Raw genomic sequence first — 19,594 nt, forward strand, 5'->3', positions numbered from 1 at the left:
GGCCTCAGCCTTCGCTCCCGAAGCGCAGCCATGTTTCCGAGACATAGGTCTCGCCCGGATCGAGGCGCGTGGAGGGAAACTCCGGGCGGTTGGGGCTGTCCGGCCAATGCTGGGCCTCCAGGCAAAGGCCGGTGCGGCGCCCATAGCCGGGCGCGCCCGGTGCCGGGCTGAAGCTGCCGTCGAGTGCGTTGCCCGAATAGAGTTGCAGCCCCGGCTGGTCGGTGTGGAGCGCCAGCGTGCGTCCGCTCGCCGGATCGTGGAGCCGCGCCGCGGGCGCGCCGAGGCCGGGCCTGCGCAGCACGAAATTATGGTTGTAGCCGTCCCCCATGCGGAGTTGGGCGTCGTCGGCATCGATCGCGTCGCCGATGCGGCGGAGGGAGCGGAAATCGAACGGGGTGCCGGCGACGGGACTGGGGCCGCCCAGCGGCAGTGCCTGCGCGTCGATCGGCAGATAGGCGTCGGCGGCGATTTCCAGCCGGTGATCGAGGATCAGCGTGGCGGCATCGCTCGACAGGTTGAAATAGCCGTGGCTGACCAGATTGACATGGGTGGGCCGATCGCTCGTCGCGCTATAGCGGATCGCCAGCGTGTGCGGATCGATCAGGCGAAACTCGGCGACCGCATCCAGCGTGCCGGGAAAGCCCTGATCGTCGTGCGGGCTGCGGTGGCGCAAGCGGACGCCATCGGGCAGTGGTTCGGAATCCCATAGCGCGCGGTGAAAGCCGATCGGGCCGCCATGGAGCTGGTTCGGCGCCTCGTTCGCGGCGAGGATATGCTCCACGCCGTCCAGTGTGAAGCGCGCGCCGGCAATGCGGTTGGCAAAGCGCCCGCAGGTCGCGCCCAGATAGGCGTCGGGCCCCGCTGCCCCTGCCGCCGGATAGTGCGCCGGATCGCCGGCGCCTAGCAGCACCGGCGCGGGCACGCCGGCACGATCGGGCGCCGCGATCGTCAGCAGCGTCGCGCCCAGGCTGGCGATCTCCACCGCGATGCCGCCCTCGGCGTGCAGGCGATAGACAGTGGCGGCGCGACCGTCGGGCAGGGGGGCGGGGCGCTGGTGGACGTGGATCATGGCGTTTGCCTTGTGGTGCATGGCGCAGATATGCCGTTTTCCAGACAGGGCAACGGCCGCGACTTGCGTCGCGGCCGCCCCCCTTTTTTCCGAGGCTCTACATCGCCCTAGAAATTGGCGCGCACGCCCAGCGTCACGCGGCGGCCCTGATCGGACTGGGTGATCAGCCGCTCTTCAAACCGCGAATAGCTGCTGAACTGTTCGTCGGTGAGGTTGAGGACTTCGCCGAAGACGGTGAAGTTCTTGGTCAGCCGTACCGACGCGCTGAGATCGATCTGGGTATAGCCGGTGATGTTCTCCGGCTGGCTCTGGGGGCCGAAGGTCTGGCGCAGGAACGGCGCCCGCCAGTTATACGCGCCGCGCAACTGGAAGATGTCGTCTTCGTAGAACAGCACCAGATTGGCCGAGTCCGACAGCCCTTCGACGTTGAACGTCTGGTTGCTGAGCGACGGATCGAAGCGGATCGAGCTTTCGACCTTGGTGTAGTTGGCCGAACCGCCGAGGTGATCGAACGGCGCCGGCAGGAAGTCGAACGTCGTCTGCACCGCAGCCTCAAAGCCGTACACTTCGCCGTTCTGGGCGTTGTACGGGCGATTGGCGATGAAGGTCAGGCCGAAATACTGCTCGGGCTGCTGGCCGGAGATGATGAAGTTCTGGAGCTTCTTGTAGAAGCCGGCCAGGCTCACATAGCTGGTGCGGTTGAAGTAATAATCGAGCGAGGCGTCGGCGTTCCATGCCAGGAACGGCTTCAGATATGGATTGCCGCCGCTGACGGTGTTCGAATTGGGCGGGCGGAACACGAAATCCTGCGACAGCCCCAGCCGCCCCAGCGTAGGCCGGGTAAGCGTGCGCGACCCGGCAAGGCGGAAAGTCAGCGCGTCGGTGAGGTCGAGGCGGAAGTTCAGCGTCGGCAGAAGGTAGGTGTAATCGTTATCCGCCGTCACTGGCACGGTGGGGCTGTACACCGGCACCGCCGCGGTCGGGTCCGCCGGGTTCTGGATGATGTTGAGCAGCGTCACCGAATAGCCGGTGGCGTGAAGATCGGTACGGATCAGGCGGGCGCCCGCCATCGCCGTCCAGCGCTTCGACCCCATATCGCCTTCGAAGCTGGCCTGGACATAACCCGCAAAGGTGTTCTCGCGCACCGTGCCCGAGCCGCGTTCGCGATCGATCGGATTGAGGCTGTTGTTGTTGCCCGAATAGACCGCGAGGAAGCGCTGCCGCGCCGCCTCACCCGCCGCGCTGCTGCCGCCGACCTGCGATACCGCCGCCTGGCTGCCATAATAGGCGACCAGCGCGTCGCGATCATAGTCGAGCCACTTCAGCGGACGGCCCAGCACGTTGGCGTTGAACGTGGTGAACAGCGACGACGGCGCCAGTGCCTGATAACCGCAATAGAAGCAGCCCAGCGGTTCCGGCGATTCGCGCGAGACGGTGGTCTTCTTGCGATTGGTGAACAGCACGCCCGCCTGGATCTTGGACAGCGCGCCCCAGTCGATGTCGAGCGTGCCGTCGATCGTCGCCTGGTTCACGGTGTCGCCGACGCGGTTGCCGCGTTCGGAGCAGCAATGCAGGCGCGGCGCCGACTTGTCGTCGGTCGGCAGGATGTTGGTCATCGTCGGCAGCCCGTCCGGGCCGGAAAGCGTGAAGGTGGGGGTGACGCCCACCTGGCGCGTGCCAACGACGTAGAACAGCTGGTCGGACGCGCTGCGCGAGTTCGAATGCGCGCCGTCGAACACCAGCGTCAGCGTGTCGCTCGCCTTCCACTGCAGGCGGGCGCCGATCTGATAGGTGCGGGCATCCTGGGGATTGGTGGCGAGGATGTTGTCCGCCGCGACGCCCGAGGTGGCGGTGGCGGGGAGCACGGCGAACTGCGTCGCGGTGCCGTTGTCGTTCACCGTCGCGGTCGTGATGCGGTCCGGATCGGTATAGAAGCCGAGCTGGTTGGTGCGGCTCGCCGTCTTCTGCTGGGTGTAGAGCGCATCCATCGTGAATTTCAGCGCGGGCGACAGCTCGTAATCGAGCGCGAAGGTGCCGCCGATGCGCTCGCGATCGTTGCGCGTCGAGGTGAAGTTCAGCGTGCGCGGCAGGGCGACGCCGCTGCGGTCCTTGATCCCGTCGCCATTGGTGTCGATCCGCTGGTTGATGATCCAGCCGTCAGTGCTGATGTTCGTCAGGTTCGAGATGCGCTTGTCATAGATCACGCTGGCGAGCACGCCGAAGGTGCGATCCTCGTTCGACTTGCTGATGACACCCGAGAAATAGGGCGTGATCTTGTCGGCGGTGTTGTCGTGCCGCCCGGCGATGCTGCCGGCGATGCGCAGCCCCGCGCGATCGGTCGGGCGAGCGGTGCGCAGGATCACGGTCGAGCCGATGCCGCCTTCCTGAAGCCGCGCCTCGGACGACTTGTAGACCTCGGCGCCCGAGATCAGCTCGGACGAGAGGATGTCGAACGAGAAGGAACGGCCGCCGGCGCTGGTGGAGAGCAGGCGATCGTTGAGCAGTACCGTGTTGAACTCCGGCCCCAGGCCGCGGACGGTGATGCTGCCGCCTTCGCCGTTGGTGCGATCGATCGACACGCCGGTGATGCGCTGGAGCGATTCGGCGATGTTCTGGTCGGGGAACTTGCCGATGTCTTCCGCCGAGATTGCGTCGACCACGCCAATGGTCTCGCGCTTGATTTCGAGCGCGCGGGCAAGGCTGGCGCGGGTGCCCGTCACGATAATCTCGTCGTCGCCCGTGGCGGCGCCTTCGGTCGCTGTGGGGGCGGACTGGGTTTGTGCCTGCGCCGCCAGCGGCGCGAACGCAGCAAGGCTGACGCCGCCCAGAAGCGCTACGATGGAACGTGTATTATGTCGCATTACATTCCCCTCCCTCAATGGCTGGTAGGATTCCAACTCGTGAGATTAAATATGATTTAATGAGAGACTTGTCGAGACGGTTTTTGCCCGCCATCGTTGAAAATACGTGGTAGCTGCCCGCAACGTCCAACGGATGGCCAATATGCGAGAGGGGTCGAATTGTATGATAACTAAGAAAAGGGCCAGGGTGATCCGAGCGACCGGGATCGCGCTGATCTCTACCACCGCGATGATACCGCTAACGGCGCAGGCCGAATCGAGCTTCGATTCGAGGACTCGCGTCTTCCGGCTCGATGGCGGGCAGGTGACCTATGCGTTTCGCGTTAATGAGGAGGGGCTGCTCCAGTCGGTCTATTGGGGCACGCGGCTGGCGGCAGGCGACCCGATCGATGCGCCCGACCTGAAGGCGCTGAGCGGATTCGACGGCGCACGCAACGTGACGCCGCAGGAATATGCCGGCCAGGGTGGCGGGCTGTTCAACGAGCCGGCGCTGAAAGTGGCCTGGCCCGATGGCAACCGCGACCTGGTGCTGCACTATGCCGCCCACAAGCTGTCGACCGATGCGATCGAAGTGACGTTGCGCGATATTTCGCGCCCGCTCACGGTGACGCTGCGCTACACGATCGATCGCGGCACCGGCATTATCGGTCGATCGGCGGTGATCCGAAACGACGGCACCGGCGATGTGCGGATCGATCAGGCGGCGGCTGCGAGCTATACGCTGCCCGTGGAACAGGGCTACCGGCTCCACTATCTCACCGGGCGCTGGGCCGCCGAATGGCAGCGGCAGGATCGCCCGCTGACCCAGGGCGCGACGGTGCTTGAGAGCCGGCGCGGATCGACGGGCAGCGAAAACAATCCCTGGTTCGCGGTCAGCATGGACGGGCGGACGACCGAAGAGGCCGGGCCGGTATGGTTCGGCGCGCTGGCATGGAGCGGATCGTGGCGGATCAGCGCGAACCAGGACACGGCGGGGCGCACGCATATCGTGGGCGGATTCAACCCGTTCGACTTTGCCTATCGCCTGCGCCCCGGCCAGGCACTGGAAACGCCGGTGTTCTACGCCGGCCACGCGCAGCGCGGCATGGGCGAGGCATCGCGGCTGCTGCACCGTTTCGAGCGGGAGAAGATCCTGCGCCATGGCCCGGACGGCGCGCCGCCGCTGCGCAAGGTGCTGTATAACAGCTGGGAAGCGACCTATTTCAACGTGAGCGAAGAGGGGCAGATCGCGCTGGCCGAAAAGGCGGCGATGCTCGGCGTCGAGCGCTTCGTCATGGACGATGGCTGGTTCGGGGCGCGCAACAACGACGTGGCCGGGCTGGGCGACTGGACGGTGAACCCCGCCAAATTCCCGAATGGCCTGACCCCGCTGATCGCCAAAGTGAAATCGCTGGGCATGGAATTCGGGCTGTGGGTCGAGCCCGAGATGATCAACCGCGACAGCGACCTGTATCGCGCGCATCCCGATTGGGTACTGAATTTCGCCGGGCGCCCGCGCAGCGAGGGGCGCAACCAGCTCGTGCTCAATCTGGCCCGGCCCGAGGTGCGCGATCATGTGCTGAACTCGCTCGACACGCTGCTGCGCGAGAACGACATCGCGTTTCTGAAATGGGACTATAACCGCAACTGGTCCGAACCCGGCTGGCCCGAAGTCGAGCCTGCGGACCAGCAGCGCGTGTATGTGGAATATGTCCGCAACCTGTATTTCATCCTCGCCGAGCTGCGGCGGCGCCACCCCAAGGTGGAGATCGAGGGCTGTTCAGGCGGCGGCGGGCGGATCGACCTGGGGATGATGGCGCTGACCGATCAGCTCTGGCCTTCGGATAACACTGATCCGGTCGACCGCATGCTGATTCAGGACGGCTACACCGATGCCTATTCCCCCGGCACGATGATGGCGTGGGTGACGGACTCGCCCAATTGGGTGAACAAGCGGGCGACCTCGCTCGAGTATCGGTTCCTGTCGGCGATGCAGGGCGGGTTGGGGATCGGCACCAATTTGAACGCATGGAATGCGGGGGACTTCGCGCTCGCGGCGCATTATGTCACGGCATACAAGCGCATTCGCGCCACCGTGCAGCAGGGCGCGCTGTATCGCCTGCACCGCCCGACCAAGGGCGATCTGCGTTCGACTACGCTCTACGTCTCGCAGGATGGCGCGCAGGCGGCGCTTTTCGCGATGATCCAGGGCAGCAATCTGCTCGACCCCATTGCGGCAATCCAGCTCAAGGGGCTGGACCCGACCGCGCGCTATCGCATCGAGCGGATGGACGGGCTGCCGCTGGTGGGCAAGGACGTGCCCGAAGTGGCGAGCGGCGCCTATTGGATGGGGCGCGGGCTCGACGTGGAACTGCGCGGTGATTTTGTCGGCGCAGGCTATATTTTCACGCGGGTGAAGTGAGGGAGAGGCGCCGGGCACGCGGCCCGGCGCCTCTCTCCGCTCAGTGCAGCGACGCACCTTCCGCCTGCTGGCGCAGCGGCGCGCGCGCTGCAGCCACGGCGAACAGGCACAGGAGCGCGTAGCAGGCCGCCGGCACCAGAAATGCCGCCAGATAGCCCGCCGCTCCGGCGACCAGCCCGGTCAGCGGCGGCAGCACCGCCCCGCCGAGGATGCAGGTGCACAGAAAGCCCGACGTCGCCTCGGAACTCGCCGAGGAGCGTTCGAGGGTGAGGGTGAAGATCACCGGGAACATGATCGAGTTGAACAGTCCGATCGCCAGCGCGACGAACCCGCCCGATACCCCGCCGACCAGCGCGACATAGGCGCACATCGCCGTCGCCACCGCCGTGAACAGCGTGAGCAGCCGTGTGGCGGGCACGCGCGCGAGCAGCACGGTGCCGATCATCCGCCCGATCATCGCGCCGCCCCAGTAAAAGGCGACGGCCTTGCCAGCTTCTTGCAGCGACACGCCGGCAACGTTGTCTGCGCCCATCGCAAAGCCGAGCAACGGCACGCCGAACGCCGCATCCGAGCGGCCCCATACGCCGTCGCTGTTGAGGAACAGCGCCATCTGGGTCCCGATCGACACTTCGGCGCCGACATAGAGGAAGATCGCCGCGCCGCCGAGCAGCGCCCAGCGCGAAGACAGTGCATCGCGCAGCATCGCCAGCACCCCGCCATCAGTCAGCGTAGTCGCGGGTGCGGCGGCGCTAACCAGTTTGCGGCTGAGGAAGAAGAAGGCCGTCAGCGCGAGGATCAGCGCCGAGAGCCACAGATAGGCGGTGTCGATCCCCGCCAGCGCCTGTGCCCGTACCGCTTCGCTGATGGCGGTGCCCGGCTTCACTTCCACGCCGCGCAGGAACAGGGTGGCGCCGATCAGAGGACCGAGGAACGTCCCGACCGAGTTGAAGGTCTGGCTGAGTGTCAGCCGGAAATGGCTGCCCTTCGGATCGCCCAGCGCCGCCGCGAGCGGATTGGCCGCGACCTGGAGCACGGTGATCCCGCTCGCCAGCACGAACAGCCCCAGCAACACGAGCGGATAGACCGCCAGATTGGCCGCGACCAGCATGAGCACGCAGCCTGCCACCATCGTCACCAAGGCGCCGAGGATCGAAGGCACCGCGCGGAAGCGGGCGATCAGCGCGGCGGCCGGAAAGGAGACGACACCATAGGCAATGAAGAACGCGCTGGCGGAAAGCTGTGCCTCCGCGTCGCTGAGCGTGAAGATGCCCTTGACCGCCGCGACCAGCGGATCGACGAGCGAGGTGATAAAGCCGAACACTAGGAATAGCAGGGTGACGGCGGCGAACGCCAACGGCGTGGAACGCGATGTGCCAGGCATGGTTTCCTTTCAGGCTGAAGCGGCGCAGGGCGCTGGACAGGGAAAATAAATCATATAATTTAGCGCTCGGATAGCCGGTTCGCCGATGCCGCAGGATTGCGGCAGGCGAAAGGCGCAAAAACACGGGAAACCCACATGGCGGGCGCGTTTCTGGCAAGCGATTGGGGCAGCACCAATCGCTGCATCTATTGGATCGAGGACGGTGCGGCGGCGCGGATAGTGCGCGGTGATCGCGACAGGCGGGCAGGGACGGCGGCATGAGCGTGAATCCGGGGCTTGCCCTGTTGCGGGCGGAAATGGCGCGCCAGTGCCGCGACGCGCTGGCGACGCTGGATGCGAGCGGTGCGGTGGCAGCGGAAATCGCGGCGAGCATCCGCGCGACGGGACGGCTGATCCTCTACGCAATGGGCGGGTCGCAGCATGTGAACCGCATCGTCGAGCCGCTATACCGCGAGCTGGGTGTCGATTGCCGCTCGATGATTGCCTCCGAAGCGCTGATGGCGCCGCTGCCGGACAGCCGGCGGACCGCGCTGATCGCGTCGCAATCGGGCAGATCGGGGGAGATTCGCGCGCTGCTGGCGACGCCTGCGGGCGCGGAGGAACGCTTCGGACTGACGCTGGAACCGGGCAGCACGCTCGCTCGCGCAGCACGCGCCGTGATCGTGGCCGAGGGGGCACCGAGCACGCCTTTGCCGCGAGCCGCAGCATCACGCTCACGCTGGCGATGCATGGCGCGGTGCTGGAGGCGCTCGGCGCACCGCAGACGGCACTACGGGCCGTGCTGGGGGCAGACGCGCCGGTAGACATCGCCGCAGTGGATGCGGCCATCGCCGAGTGTGACGCCTTCGTCTTCGCCGGCTGGCATGTCATGCAGGGCGCGGCGGAGAGCGCGGCGCTGTCCATGATGGAGCTGGCGCGGGTAGTGACGATCGGGTTTGAAGGCGGGCAGTTCCGCCACGGGCCGCTCGAATGCCTCCGGCCCGGGCTGGCGATCCTGCTGCTCCAAAGCGCAGGGCCGGATCGCGGGCTGGTGCGCCAGCCTGCCGAGGCGGCCATCGCGGCGGGATGCCGGGTCGTGCTGATCGATGCCGGCGATGCGCCGGTGCCGGGCGCATTGACGGTGCCGCTGCCCGTGAACAGGGGGCTGGCGGCGGCGGTGAGTGCGCTGCTGACGCTTCAGCATCTCAACATCGCCGTGGCGCGGCGGTGCATTCCGAACGGGATCGGCACGCCGCGCTTCACCACCAAGGTGACGGTGTGAGCGACCGCTGAGGCAGGCTCAGGCGACGCAAAGCGATCGTCCGAGATTCGTTTGAATGCCCCTGGGCGTGGCCCGGGCCTTCACTCGATATAGAGGTCGACCATCGCGTTCGTGCGGGCGCTATCCGTCAGTATGGTGACGGTGCCACCATTTTCGAACGCTTTCGGGCTGGCGATGAAGGTGTGCGCGACGACGAAGTCAGGCCCGACTTTGGGGCCGCAGCAATAGGTATGGCTCGTTTGCGTGTGCGCCCTCGCGCCCAGGCAGGGACGGCCAGCAGGGCCGGCGGCTGGACAGGCGACGGCCTCCACGAATCGATAGCCACCGAGCAGGACGTGGAAGTCGGAGGGCGAGACCGTGAACGCGCATCGTTCCAGCACATCCGTGAACCCGAAGCTTTCGCAGTCGATGTTGGATACGGAGCCGGGCAGCCTCGCGATGTTCAGCATCGTGGCTACGTGATGCCGATTCATCACGCTGCACCCCGCGACCCCTGCGACGCCGAGCAGCAGGCGATCGCGGCCGTTCGTCGAGAAGGAATCCTCATTCGGCCAAGATAGCGCGAAGAGACTGCGCTGTCCGCATCGAGCACCTGCCGTGCCCAACATACCCCGCAATCGCGGAAGCGGCGAAAGCGAAGGGTATTCCATTGTAGAAGAAATGGTGGACGCACTTGGGCTCGAACCAAGGACCCGCTGATTAAGAGCGAACCAAATAGGTTTCAAGGCATCTGAGGATGTCTTGTTTTCAATAGCTTACATGTCATGATGTTTCACTCAATCGCACGGCATTTCGGTCAAACGCTACCTAAGGTAACGGCCGATTACGCCTTTTGAGTGGAGTTCAGAGGGTTATGGCACGAAGTGTTGCACTAGGTCCTGTTGACAAAGTTAGGCAGCCACCGGCGGATGGCGGCGAGATTGAGGAAACTGGCGAACGACAGTGCGGTCTTGTCGTACCGGGTGGCAATACGGCGTTGATGCTTGAGGTGCCCGAACATGCGCTCGATGCGGTTCCGGTCTCGGTATCGACGGAAGTCGCAGGCGATGGGTTCGCGCCGGTTGGCCTTTGGCGGGATGATCGGCAGGATACCGCGGATCAATAGGTTCGCCCGGACCGCATCGCCGTCATAGCCTTTGTCGGCCAGCAGCGCCTTGGGCTTGTTGACCGGCAGCGCCATGAGGTCATCGACAGTGCCGTAATCCGACGCTTCGCCGCCGGTCAGGACGAAGCCGAGAGGGCGACCCTGATTGTCACAGCGGGCGTGGACTTTGCACGTAAAGCCGCCGCGTGATCGACCAAAAGCCTCCTTATGAGTCCCCCTTTAGCGCCCGCTGCCGAAATATGGCCGCGAACCGTGGTGCTGTCGATCATGTGCTGCCAGTCGTCGGTCAGCCCGAACTCGACCAGCGTGGCCAGCATCGCATCCCAGACGCCTTGTTCCGCCCAACGCCGGAACCGCACATAGACCGAGTTCCACTTGCCGTAGCGCTCGTGCATGTCCCGCCAGGGGCAACCGACCCGCAGCACATGCAGCATGCCGTTCAGAAATCGCCGGTTGTCATGGGCGGGGCGCGCCTTTCGGCCGCGCTCGGATGGCAGTAGACCTTCGAGCACCGCCCATTCCTCGTCCGTCAGATCGCCACGCGCCATTGCCGCTCCTCGCAAAGAGCAGCCTTGAATCAGAGATCAGCCCGCTTGGGAATCAACTTTGTCAACACCGCCTAGGTAACGTGAAGGTACCGCGAGCCGCTGATCAAATCGCTCAGCGGCGATCAGAGGGTAACAAAGCAGGTAATGGCGCGCTGACGGATGCCAAGATACTGGCACTGAAACCGCCTGCCGCTGGCCAGGTCGAGTTTCCGGATTCCGTTGTTCCCGGCTTGCGGTTGCGCGTTGGCGTGTCGGGCGTGAAGACGTTCATGCTGCGCAAGCGCGTGGCCGGCAAAAGCCGCAACATCACTCTAGGCCGATACTCCGAGCGCATGACGCTCAACGACGCCCGCAAGAAGGCGCGCCAAATCCTCTCCGATGTCGAGATGAAGGCGGACCCCGTAAAGGCGCTGCCGAAGCCGCGGCGGATCACTGTCTCTGGTCACACGGTCAGGGCGCTCTGGCCGGGCTACCGGTCGTCGAAATCGCACCTTCGCAAGGTCGCGGAAATCGAACGTGTGTTCGAGCGCCACATCCTGCCCGAGTTCGGCGACCGGGCGGCGGACGGCATCACCCGCAGCGAGATTACCCGCTTCATCGACGAGATCGCCCAGCGCACCCCGGTCATGGCGCGGAACATCCTCGCCTATTTCTCGGCCTTCTACACGTGGGCACTGCCTCGGTTGGATCGGCTCCCAGGGAACCCGTGCCGGGATGCCGGCAGGCCTCCAAAGCCAAAGTCGCGCGAGCGCGTGCTGTCCGAGAAGGAGATCGGTATGCTCTATCAGGTCCTCGATCAGGAGCCGCAACCGTTCGGACCAGCCATCCAGCTCCTGTTGCTTACCGGCCAGCGGCGAAACGAGGTGTTCGAAGCAAATCGCGGCGAGTTCGATCTTGAGCGCGCCGTCTGGACGATCCCCGGTGATCGCGCGAAGAACGGCGCCGCCCACTTGGTACCGCTGTCGCCGCCCGCGCTCGCGATCGTGAAAAGCCTGCTCGCCAGCCACAAGAGCGACAAGCTCATTCCCGCGCGCGGAAATTGGGACGCCGGACCGAGCGGTTTCAGTAAAGCCATGAAGCGTATCCGCGCGGCGCTCGAAACCAAGATCGCGGGGCCTGTGCCGCATTGGACGCTGCACGATCTCCGGCGAACCCTTGCGACCGGGATGCAACGCCTGGGCGTTCGGCTAGAGCGGGTTCACGACGGGTGGAATCACGGGGGATTCCCTTTTCGCTGATCGTGTGATTCATAGGCAGCCGTCACGAAGGAGGCGGCGATGGGTTGGCGACCTGGGCAGAGTTACTCGCAGGATTTGCGTGATCGGGTGCTGGCGGCGGTGGACAGCGGGATGCCGGTCCGCGCGGCAGCAGTAATCTTCAAGGTCAGTATTGCCTATATCTACAAGGCGCGGATTCGACGGCGGCTGACCGGTGATGCCGGGATCAACCCGAACCGCGGCCGTCCTCCGCGCAAACTCTCCCCGGCACAGGAACTGGTGCTGGCGGCGCACATCCGCTCGCGGCCTGGGATCACGCTGGCGCAGGCGCAGGCGTGGCTGCTGGCCGAACATGGGATCGGGCTCAGCACCGGCGCGATGTGGAACGCGGTTCGGCGGCTCGGCCTGTCGTTTAAAAAAGCCCTGCACGCAGCCGAGCAGGAGCGGCCGGACGTGGCGGCACGTCGCAAGCTGTGGCGGGCAGCCCAGCCGTTCATCGACCCTGAAAGCCTCGTCTTCCTCGACGAGACAGGGGTGAACACCAAGATGGCGCGGCTCTATGGCTGGGCGCCGGTCGGCGAGCGCTGCCGCGATCACGTGCCGTTCGGACACTGGAAGACGATGACGTTCATCGCCGGCCTGCGCCTGACCGGCATGACCGCGCCCTGGGTGCTCGATGGGCCGATGGATGGCGATGCCTTCCGGGTCTATGTCCGCGACGTCCCTGGCCCCCACGCTCCGGCGCGGCGATGTCGTGGTGCTCGACAATCTGCCCGCCCACAAGGTGGCCGGCATCCGCGAGGCGATCACCGCCCGGCGCGCCCAGCTCTTCTACCTGCCTCCCTACAGCCCCGACATGAACCCGATCGAGATGGCCTTCGCCAAGCTCAAGGCACTCCTGCGCCAGCAGCCAGCCCGAACCGTCGATGCTCTTGTCGAGCGCATCGGCGAACTCCTTGATCGCTTCCCGCCCTGCGAATGTGCCAACTTCTTCCAGGCCGCTGGATATCAACGGTCAATGTGAAATTGCTCTAGAGGTCACCGAGGCAGTGCTGAATCATCTGTCGGGGTCGCGGGCAGGCATCGTCGGTGTGTATCAGCGGCATAATTATCTTGACGAGAAGGGCGTCGCCTTGAAGGCTTGGGCGAAGGAAGTTTCTCGATTGACCCGCGCGGCCAAGAAGGCGGCGAACAGCCGAAAGGGCGCGTAGAGCGGACGCTGGCTATTGCTCCAGCGTCCGCGTCGCTAGCGCGGATCGTTTGCGGCCGGGCCGATCAAACCCCGAGATTCCATCCACCAGCAGAATGCCTCGAACCAGTGGTCGCTCGTCGCGCCTTTGGGTCTCAGGTCGAAGCCATGCCCGCCGCGCTCATAGATATGAAGTTCGGCGGGGACGCCGGCCTGCCGCCATGCGGCATAGAGCTGGACCGGGTCGTTCGGAGTGAACTCATCGTCCGCCGCCCCGGCGATGAAAGCCGGCGAGGCCTCGGCGGGCACCGGAGTGCGCAACCCGCCATAGATCAGGCCGACAAAATCGGGGCGCGACCCCCTGTTACCGATCGCAAGGTCAGCGGCGAGGAAGCCGCCTGCGGAGAAGCCGAGGACGCCGACCCGGTGGGGATCCACCCCCCATTCGGTTGCACGCTGACGGACGATCGACACGGCGCGCGCGCCGTCTTCGACCGCATGTTTCTCCCCGGCAAAGGCCGGCACCTCGACGGGCACGCCGCTCTTCGCCCGTGCCATGATGCCTTCCATCTCCTTCATATGGACTTCAGGCATTACGTTCGGATCGGCGGGGCTTCGGATCGTGCGATATTTGAGCACGAAAGCAGTGACGCCGCGCTCCGCCAGTCGGCGCGCCACCGCTGTACCTCCGGCTTCATAGCCCAGCCCGACAAAGCCGCCGCCGGGTGCGACGATGACGGCGGTGCCGTTCGCATGGCCGGGCGCGGGACGGAACAGTTCCAGCGTCGGCTCGCTGACATTGCGGATCATCAGCCCGCCGGCATCGGCACGCTGCTCGCGTATCTCGGGCACGCCGAGTACAGCGACCGCGCCCCTGGGATAGAGCGGGATGATCGTCCCGCTGTCAGGCGATGTCTGCGCGCCCGCCGTCGCCGCGAAGAGGGCGGCGGCGAGCCCGAAGCCCGCAATCCTGGTCAGATGCTTGATCATCTCCGCTTCCTCAGATCCTGACCTTGAGCGTGACATAGGCCGAGCGCGGCTGGTTCGGCGCCACGACCGGATAGCCCATGTAAGAATAGGGATCCCATGCGCGCCGCCCGCCGAGATTGACCGCCGAGACGCCGAGCGTGAACCGGCCGATGTCATAGGAAGCCTGCGCGTCGATCGCGGCATAGCCGGGCACCGCGATGGTGTTGGGGAGTGTCAGCTGGCGCGACGTGAACGCGGTCACGCCCGCCCCGAACGAGAGCCCCTTCGCCGGACCGTGCAGCAGCCGATAGCGCGCCGCGAGGCGCCCGCTGCTCTCGGGCACGCGGGCGAGCCGGTCGCCCGGCGCTGCGCCATCGTCGCGCGTGTCGGTATAGGCATAGTTGGCGAGCAGCGAGAAGGCCGGGCTCGGCTCCCATACGAGATCGACTTCGACGCCGCGCGCGCGTTGCCGGCCGCTCTGGATGTAGAAGCCGACATTGGCGGGGTCGGAGACGGCGACATTGTCGTGCGTCTGGCGGAACAGCGCGACCGTGCCCGAAAGTCCGGTCTTGGGCAGCGCGAGCTTCACGCCGCCCTCGATATTGCTGGAGGTCTCCGGTTCGGGCGCAGCCAGGCCGATGAAACCGAAGGGGGCGCGGAACGCGGTCGCATAGCCGGCGAAGAGCGCAAGCCCCGGCACCACGTCGAAGGTCGCACCGAAGCGGGGCGAGACATGGGTATAGGTCTTGTCGTTGGCGACGCCGAAATTGCTGTTCTCGATGAATTTGAGCGAAGTGAGGCGCAGGCCGCCGGTCAGGTGCAGCCGGCCATAGCTCGCCTGATCCTGGAGATAGACGGCGAACGTCTCGAAACGGTCGTCGGTCCAGGAATTGACCGGGGTTTGCGGCGTGTACCGGAGATCATAGTCCGGATCGGAGAGGTCGATCGTACCCGAGGGGCTGTCGCTGACGAACAGGCCCATCCCGCTGTAGAAGCTGGTCCAGTCGTAATTGGCCCCGACGAGCAGCGTGTGATCTCCGCCGAGCATATCGACCTTGGCGGCCAGATTGGCATCGACGGTCGCTTCCCTGGTGCGCGTGATCATGGTGATCGGGAACACGTCATAGAGCGGCGAGGCGGTGCCGGTCGGCGCCAGGCCCGGATACACGAAGCTTCCGCGCTCATCGACGTCGCCGGTGTAATAGCGGCCGCTGACGGTAAGCTTCAGCCGATCCGAAAAGGCGTGGTGGATCGTGGCCTGCCCCATGCGGTTGTCGTTTTCGGTTTGCGGCTGGCCGATCGGCGAGCCGGGAAAGGCGTTGCGATCGAGCGTGCCGGCCAGCGCTGCATCGGCGGGCAGGCCCGAATATTCGAGGTTGCTGCGATGATTGAACTGCCCCTGGAGCAGCAGGTCGGTATCCGGGTCGATCTGGAACGCGAGGCTCGGCTGGATCGACCAGCGCTCGCCCTTGACCTTGTCGATCCAGCTCCGGTTGCTCTGATATTCGCCGGCAACCCTCGCGAAAATCCCGGACGTCAGCGGCACGTTGATGTCGGCGGAAGGGTTCCAGGTCGAGAAGCTGCCGGCGCGCATCGCGACATATCCGCCGGCCTTGTCTCCCGGTCGCCCGGTTTCGAGATTGATGATGCCGCCGAGCGGCGTGCCCAGGCCGCCGCCGTAGAGCGTGGCAGTCGGCCCCTTGATGACGTCGATCCGCTCGACACCGACGAGGCCATTGGGGTCGTACCCCTGCTGGTTGCCCGCGAAGATCGGCAGGCCATCGAGATAGACTTCGGCCGGAAAGCCGCGAACGATCGGCGGGATGAACAGCACTTCGTCGATACGTGTGGGCGTGACGCCCGACACGTTGACCAGCGCCTCGCCAAGCGTTCTCCGGTCCTGCTCGTCGATCAGGGCTCGGGTGACTACCTGCACCGATTGCGGGACGTTGATGATGGGCGTGTCGGTGCGGGTCGCTGCTGCGGAATCCGGCGCGGCATAGCGCTCCCGTTGGCCGATCACGACGATGTCGCTGGTCCAGCTTGGCGTGGTGCCGGCGTCCGCCGTTTGGGCATGGGCGGCGGAGGAGAAGCCGATAGCGGCAAAGAGCGCAAGCGGCGCCGCGCCTGTCAGGCGATTGCGATGCATGATGATCCTTTTCGAGATTGTGACGGCGTCGCTGGCGGCGCCGGAATGGGACGGCGCGCGCATCAGGAAAGCCCGCCTTTCGTCCCGGAAGTTTTGAACCTCCCGGCCAACCCGCGCAGCACGGTGTCGACGATCAGCAGGGCGATTAGTGACGCGCCGAACAGCGGCAGCAGCAGCGCCAGGACGACCAGCGTCGCGATCAGCCAGCCCTTGCGGGCCCCGGCCATGGCCGGAGGCGCACCAAGCTGCCTTGCGGGCGGCGCTTGAGCCACATCGCCACGCCGAGGATGCTAATCGCAATCAGCGACACCGCAGTCAGCACGCCGATCAGCTGGTTGGCGAGCCCGAACAGCTGCCCTTCGTGCAAGGCGACGCCGGTGTTGACGATCCGGTCGACGATATGCTGCTCCGCGAAGCCTCGGCGCCCGGTCTCGCGTCCGGTAGCCGGGTCGTAGGTCACTTGCCGATCCAGCCAGCGGTTCTGCGCCTCGGACTTCGCCATCCATTCGTCGCCGAGGGGCGGACCGAAGCGCTGCGGCGCGTGCGGCGGGAGCACCAGTACCGGGAACGCCATATGCTCGCCCTCGGCCCTGGCGACGAACGCCGAGAGCGGCAGGCCCTTCGGCCCAGCCAGGTCCGGCATGGCCATGGGCATTGCGCCGTGATGCCCGGCATGGCCGCCATCGGCACCGATCTTCCAGTCCTGCGGTCCCTTGACCAGACCGAGCTCGGTCCGCGCCCATTTGAACGCACCGCCCCAGGCGCCGGCCCAGGGCAGTCCGCTGGCGAGCATCACCAGCACCAGCCCGGCGATCCAGAAGCCGGTGACGCGGTGGATATCCTTGAGCAGCGGGCGTCCCTTGAGCGAGAGCCGCGGGTAGAGCGTGCCGCCCGCGCGGAAGGGCCGCGGCCACCAGAGGTAGAGGCCGGTCAGGATCATCACGATCGTCCAGCTCGCAGCCAACTCGACCAGCCGGTCGCCCACGGTACCGAGCAGCAGCGAGCCATGAATGCGCGAGACGGTATCGGAGATGCGCGTCTCGGGATCGATCCCGCCCAGCACCTTGCCCTGCGGCGAGACATAGATGTCGAGCTTCCGCCCGTCTGCGAAGCCGAGCTGCACCATCGCAGCGTCGCCGGGATGCTCGGGCAGCCGGTAGTGGTTGAAGCGCGCGGTGGGGAAGCTCTTCATCACGGAGGCGAGCTGCCGGTCGGGCGATACCGCGCCCTGCGTACCCAAGCCCCGATAGGCGCGCTCCTGCCAGCGGTCGATCTGCGGCTTGAACAGATAGATCGAGCCGGTGACCGAAAGGATCAGGATGAAGGGCAGCACGAACAGCCCGGCATAGAAATGCCAGCGCCAGATCGTGCGGTAGAGGGCGCCGGCATTGATGCCCGCCGCTGTCGGCCTCACCATTTGAACCGGATGCCGCCATAGACGGCGCGGCCGGTGCCGGGGTTGAAGATCTCGGACGCCGCATTGGCGACGCCGGCGATCGCGACGGTCGAGATGTAATGCTTGTCGGTCAGGTTGCGGCCCTCGACATAGACCGACCAGTGCTTGCCCGTGTCGAACCCCGCCCGGAGGTTCAGCAGCGCATAGGGATCGACGCGCAGCGTATTGGCATTGTCGGCAAAATAATGCCCCGGCGCCCATTCGACGTTCGGCCCGGCATAGAAGCCGCTGCGATGCTTGTAGAGCAGCTCGGCGCGCAGGTAATGCTTCGGGATGCCGGGCAGTTCGTTGTCGCCATAGGTGGCGTCGCCGTCGAAGTTGAAGTCGCTATAGGTATAGGCCGCCGTCAACGCGACCGCGTCGCCCGATGCGGGGAGCGGGATGTCCGCGTCGAGCCCGGCCTCGATCCCCTGATGCACGGTCCTGCCGGCATTGATGATCGAGCAGGGCGCCCAGGGCGCGGTGGTCAGGCACTGCAGCTCGTCGCGGATCTCGGAGCGATAGAGCGAGAAGTCCCAGCCGATGGCGCCGGCCTTTCCGCGCGTGCCGACCTCATAGGTGGTCGCGCGCTGCGGCTTCAGGTTGGTCGCCGTGACGACATTGGCGTCGTAGCTCGGCACCTCTGCGCTGCGCGAGACATTGGCGAAGACCTGTACGCCGGGCTGCGCTTCCCAAAGCACGCCGAACTTCGGGCTCCACAACTGGAAGTCTTTCTTCCCCGACTGGTCGCCGTCGTCGAGGAAGCGGTCGCGCCGGTCGCGGCTGGAGTCGAGATACTGAATGCCGGTGACCAGGGTGAGGCTCGGGACGACGGTGAGCGCGTCCTCGCCGTAGAAGGACAGGTTCTTCGGCGTATCCACCATCGATGCGGTCAACGCGCCCTTGGTAGCCGCGACGTTTACATATTGGCGGGTGTCGATGGTGCCGTTGTGAAGATTGGCGCCGAGCGTCAGGCGGTTTCGCATACCCCCTAGCGCACGGTCGTCGACCAGCCGCACGAACCCACCGTAGTCATCGACCGTAAAGTCGAGATACTGGTAGATCGGGTGGTCGACATGCCGCCAATTATAGAAGGCGCCGATCTCCAGCGCGGTATCCCCGAAGCGGATACTGGTCTTGTTGGAGATACGGACCGAATCCACGTTGCGCTGCTGGTCCTGCGCCACCCAGGCCGCGTTCGCCGAGCGCGGGCTGTTCAGCGCCTGTGCCTTGGTCACCTCGCCGGGGATGCGCTGGTCGGTCGAGGCGCCGGTGACGTAGAAGCGCGTCTCGACGTTCGGCGAGATGCGATAGCCGATGTTGAAATTGCCACGAAACGCATCGCCGCCACTATGGTCGCGATAGCCGTCGATCGTCTGCGCCGAGGCGGTGACGAACCAGTCGAACGCACCCGATGCGCCGCCGGTGCTGGCCTGGCCCTTTACATAACCGAAGCTCCCGCCATCGATCCGCGCGTCGAGCGGCGATGCGTCGCGCCCGGTCGGGGTGACGAGGTTGATGGCGCCGCCGAGGCTGTTGGCGCCGTAGCGCAGCGCGTTGCCGCCCTTGAAGACCTCGACATAGCGATAGGCGCTGGGATCGATCTCGAAGAAGTCCATCAGCCCGTCCGACGTGTTCATCGGGATGCCGTCCATCAGCCCGGTGATGCCGCGGATGCCATAGGCGCGCGACAGTCCCGAGCCGCGGATCGAGACGCGGGCGTCATCGCCCATGCGCGGCTGGGTAATCACGCCCGGCACATAGGCCAGGATGTCCTTGATGTTCTGGACCGGCGTGTCCTTGAACTGGGTGTCCGGTACCACCGCTACTCCGCCTGGAGTGCGCTCGATCTCGGCCTTGGCCTGGGCGGTGTCGAGCGTGCCGATGACGATGATGTCGGACGCGGGCTCACGGTCGGAATCCCGGTCCTGCGCGAATGCAGGCACGGATACGGTCGCGGACATCGCCAGCATGGACGTGGCGAGGAGCGCGAGGCTGCGATTGGTCAC

The 19,594-nt window shown here is 65.7% G+C and carries 16 protein-coding genes and 1 pseudogene; 7 read left to right on the forward strand and 10 right to left on the reverse strand.

Annotated elements, in window-relative coordinates; translation table 11 throughout:
- Positions 1-4 precede the first annotated feature (4 nt).
- Both ACG3SL_RS05285 and ACG3SL_RS05290 read right to left on the reverse strand, forming a co-directional pair.
- A complete protein-coding gene (locus ACG3SL_RS05285) occupies positions 5-1,069 on the reverse strand; it encodes an aldose epimerase family protein (RefSeq protein ID WP_448664095.1) in 1,065 nt (354 codons plus the stop codon).
- Positions 1,070-1,176: 107 nt separating this feature from the next.
- Positions 1,177-3,930, reverse strand: coding sequence for a TonB-dependent receptor (locus ACG3SL_RS05290; protein ID WP_448664096.1), 2,754 nt, complete (start codon positions 3,928-3,930; stop codon positions 1,177-1,179).
- Positions 3,931-4,117: 187 nt separating this feature from the next.
- Here ACG3SL_RS05290 and ACG3SL_RS05295 point away from each other — a divergent pair, with 187 nt between their 5' ends.
- Positions 4,118-6,331 (forward strand): alpha-galactosidase, encoded by a 2,214-nt coding sequence (locus ACG3SL_RS05295; RefSeq protein WP_448664097.1) that lies wholly within the window; start codon positions 4,118-4,120, stop codon positions 6,329-6,331.
- A 40-nt stretch (positions 6,332-6,371) separates the two neighbouring features.
- Here the strand turns inward: ACG3SL_RS05295 and ACG3SL_RS05300 are convergent, their stop codons facing one another.
- On the reverse strand, positions 6,372-7,712 hold the full coding sequence (locus ACG3SL_RS05300; RefSeq protein ID WP_448664098.1) for an MFS transporter: 1,341 nt from the start codon (positions 7,710-7,712) through the stop codon (positions 6,372-6,374).
- 135 nt (positions 7,713-7,847) lie between these two features.
- On the opposite strand from ACG3SL_RS05300, the gene ACG3SL_RS05305 reads away from it, so the two are divergent.
- Genes ACG3SL_RS05305 through ACG3SL_RS05315 form a run of 3 tightly spaced genes read left to right on the forward strand, consistent with a single transcriptional unit; the run spans position 7,848 to position 8,973 of the window.
- Entirely contained in the window at positions 7,848-7,973 is a 126-nt protein-coding gene (locus tag ACG3SL_RS05305; RefSeq protein WP_448664099.1) for a hypothetical protein, read from the forward strand.
- Positions 7,970-8,515 carry a hypothetical protein gene (locus ACG3SL_RS05310; RefSeq protein WP_448664100.1) on the forward strand — a complete coding sequence of 182 codons (546 nt, stop codon included), beginning with the start codon at positions 7,970-7,972 and terminating at the stop codon, positions 8,513-8,515. Before ACG3SL_RS05305 ends, ACG3SL_RS05310 begins: the two co-directional genes overlap by 4 nt.
- Positions 8,491-8,973: a hypothetical protein gene (locus ACG3SL_RS05315; protein WP_448664101.1), complete on the forward strand. Its 483-nt coding sequence runs from the start codon at positions 8,491-8,493 to the stop codon at positions 8,971-8,973. Before ACG3SL_RS05310 ends, ACG3SL_RS05315 begins: the two co-directional genes overlap by 25 nt.
- Before the next feature lie 80 nt (positions 8,974-9,053).
- On the opposite strand, the gene ACG3SL_RS05320 is transcribed toward ACG3SL_RS05315, so the two are convergent.
- Both ACG3SL_RS05320 and ACG3SL_RS05325 read right to left on the reverse strand, forming a co-directional pair.
- On the reverse strand, positions 9,054-9,422 hold the full coding sequence (locus tag ACG3SL_RS05320; RefSeq protein ID WP_448664102.1) for a hypothetical protein: 369 nt from the start codon (positions 9,420-9,422) through the stop codon (positions 9,054-9,056).
- A 422-nt stretch (positions 9,423-9,844) separates the two neighbouring features.
- Positions 9,845-10,626: pseudogene (locus ACG3SL_RS05325) on the reverse strand (IS5 family transposase).
- Here ACG3SL_RS05325 and ACG3SL_RS05330 point away from each other — a divergent pair.
- The 3 genes from ACG3SL_RS05330 to ACG3SL_RS05340 all read left to right on the forward strand — a co-directional run bounded on the left by ACG3SL_RS05330 (position 10,569) and on the right by ACG3SL_RS05340 (position 13,054).
- Positions 10,569-11,864, forward strand: a complete 1,296-nt coding sequence (locus ACG3SL_RS05330) for a tyrosine-type recombinase/integrase (protein WP_448664103.1) — start codon at positions 10,569-10,571, stop codon at positions 11,862-11,864. The pseudogene ACG3SL_RS05325 and the gene ACG3SL_RS05330 overlap by 58 nt on opposite strands.
- Before the next feature lie 39 nt (positions 11,865-11,903).
- Positions 11,904-12,867, forward strand: a protein-coding gene (locus tag ACG3SL_RS05335; RefSeq protein ID WP_448664104.1) for an IS630 family transposase whose coding sequence is annotated in 2 segments (ribosomal slippage) — positions 11,904-12,566 and positions 12,568-12,867 — 963 coding nt in all. Because the reading frame shifts where the segments join, the coding sequence is not laid out codon by codon here.
- Positions 12,800-13,054 (forward strand): hypothetical protein, encoded by a 255-nt coding sequence (locus ACG3SL_RS05340; protein ID WP_448665230.1) that lies wholly within the window; start codon positions 12,800-12,802, stop codon positions 13,052-13,054. Before ACG3SL_RS05335 ends, ACG3SL_RS05340 begins: the two co-directional genes overlap by 68 nt.
- Positions 13,055-13,089: 35 nt before the next feature.
- On the opposite strand, the gene ACG3SL_RS05345 is transcribed toward ACG3SL_RS05340, so the two are convergent.
- The 5 genes from ACG3SL_RS05345 to ACG3SL_RS05365 form a co-directional block, all read right to left on the reverse strand.
- Entirely contained in the window at positions 13,090-14,022 is a 933-nt protein-coding gene (locus ACG3SL_RS05345) for an alpha/beta hydrolase (protein WP_448664105.1), read from the reverse strand.
- 10 nt (positions 14,023-14,032) lie between these two features.
- On the reverse strand, positions 14,033-16,150 hold the full coding sequence (locus ACG3SL_RS05350; protein WP_448664106.1) for a TonB-dependent siderophore receptor: 2,118 nt from the start codon (positions 16,148-16,150) through the stop codon (positions 14,033-14,035).
- A gap of 62 nt (positions 16,151-16,212) precedes the next feature.
- Positions 16,213-16,377: a hypothetical protein gene (locus ACG3SL_RS05355; protein WP_448664107.1), complete on the reverse strand. Its 165-nt coding sequence runs from the start codon at positions 16,375-16,377 to the stop codon at positions 16,213-16,215.
- Complete coding sequence (locus ACG3SL_RS05360) at positions 16,350-17,567, reverse strand: PepSY-associated TM helix domain-containing protein (RefSeq protein ID WP_448664108.1); 1,218 nt, start codon at positions 17,565-17,567, stop codon at positions 16,350-16,352. The genes ACG3SL_RS05355 and ACG3SL_RS05360 overlap by 28 nt, the downstream gene beginning before the upstream one ends.
- Positions 17,561-19,594 carry a TonB-dependent receptor family protein gene (locus tag ACG3SL_RS05365; protein ID WP_448664109.1) on the reverse strand — a complete coding sequence of 678 codons (2,034 nt, stop codon included), beginning with the start codon at positions 19,592-19,594 and terminating at the stop codon, positions 17,561-17,563. The genes ACG3SL_RS05360 and ACG3SL_RS05365 overlap by 7 nt, the downstream gene beginning before the upstream one ends.

It is taken from the genome of Sphingomonas degradans (assembly GCF_053502645.1).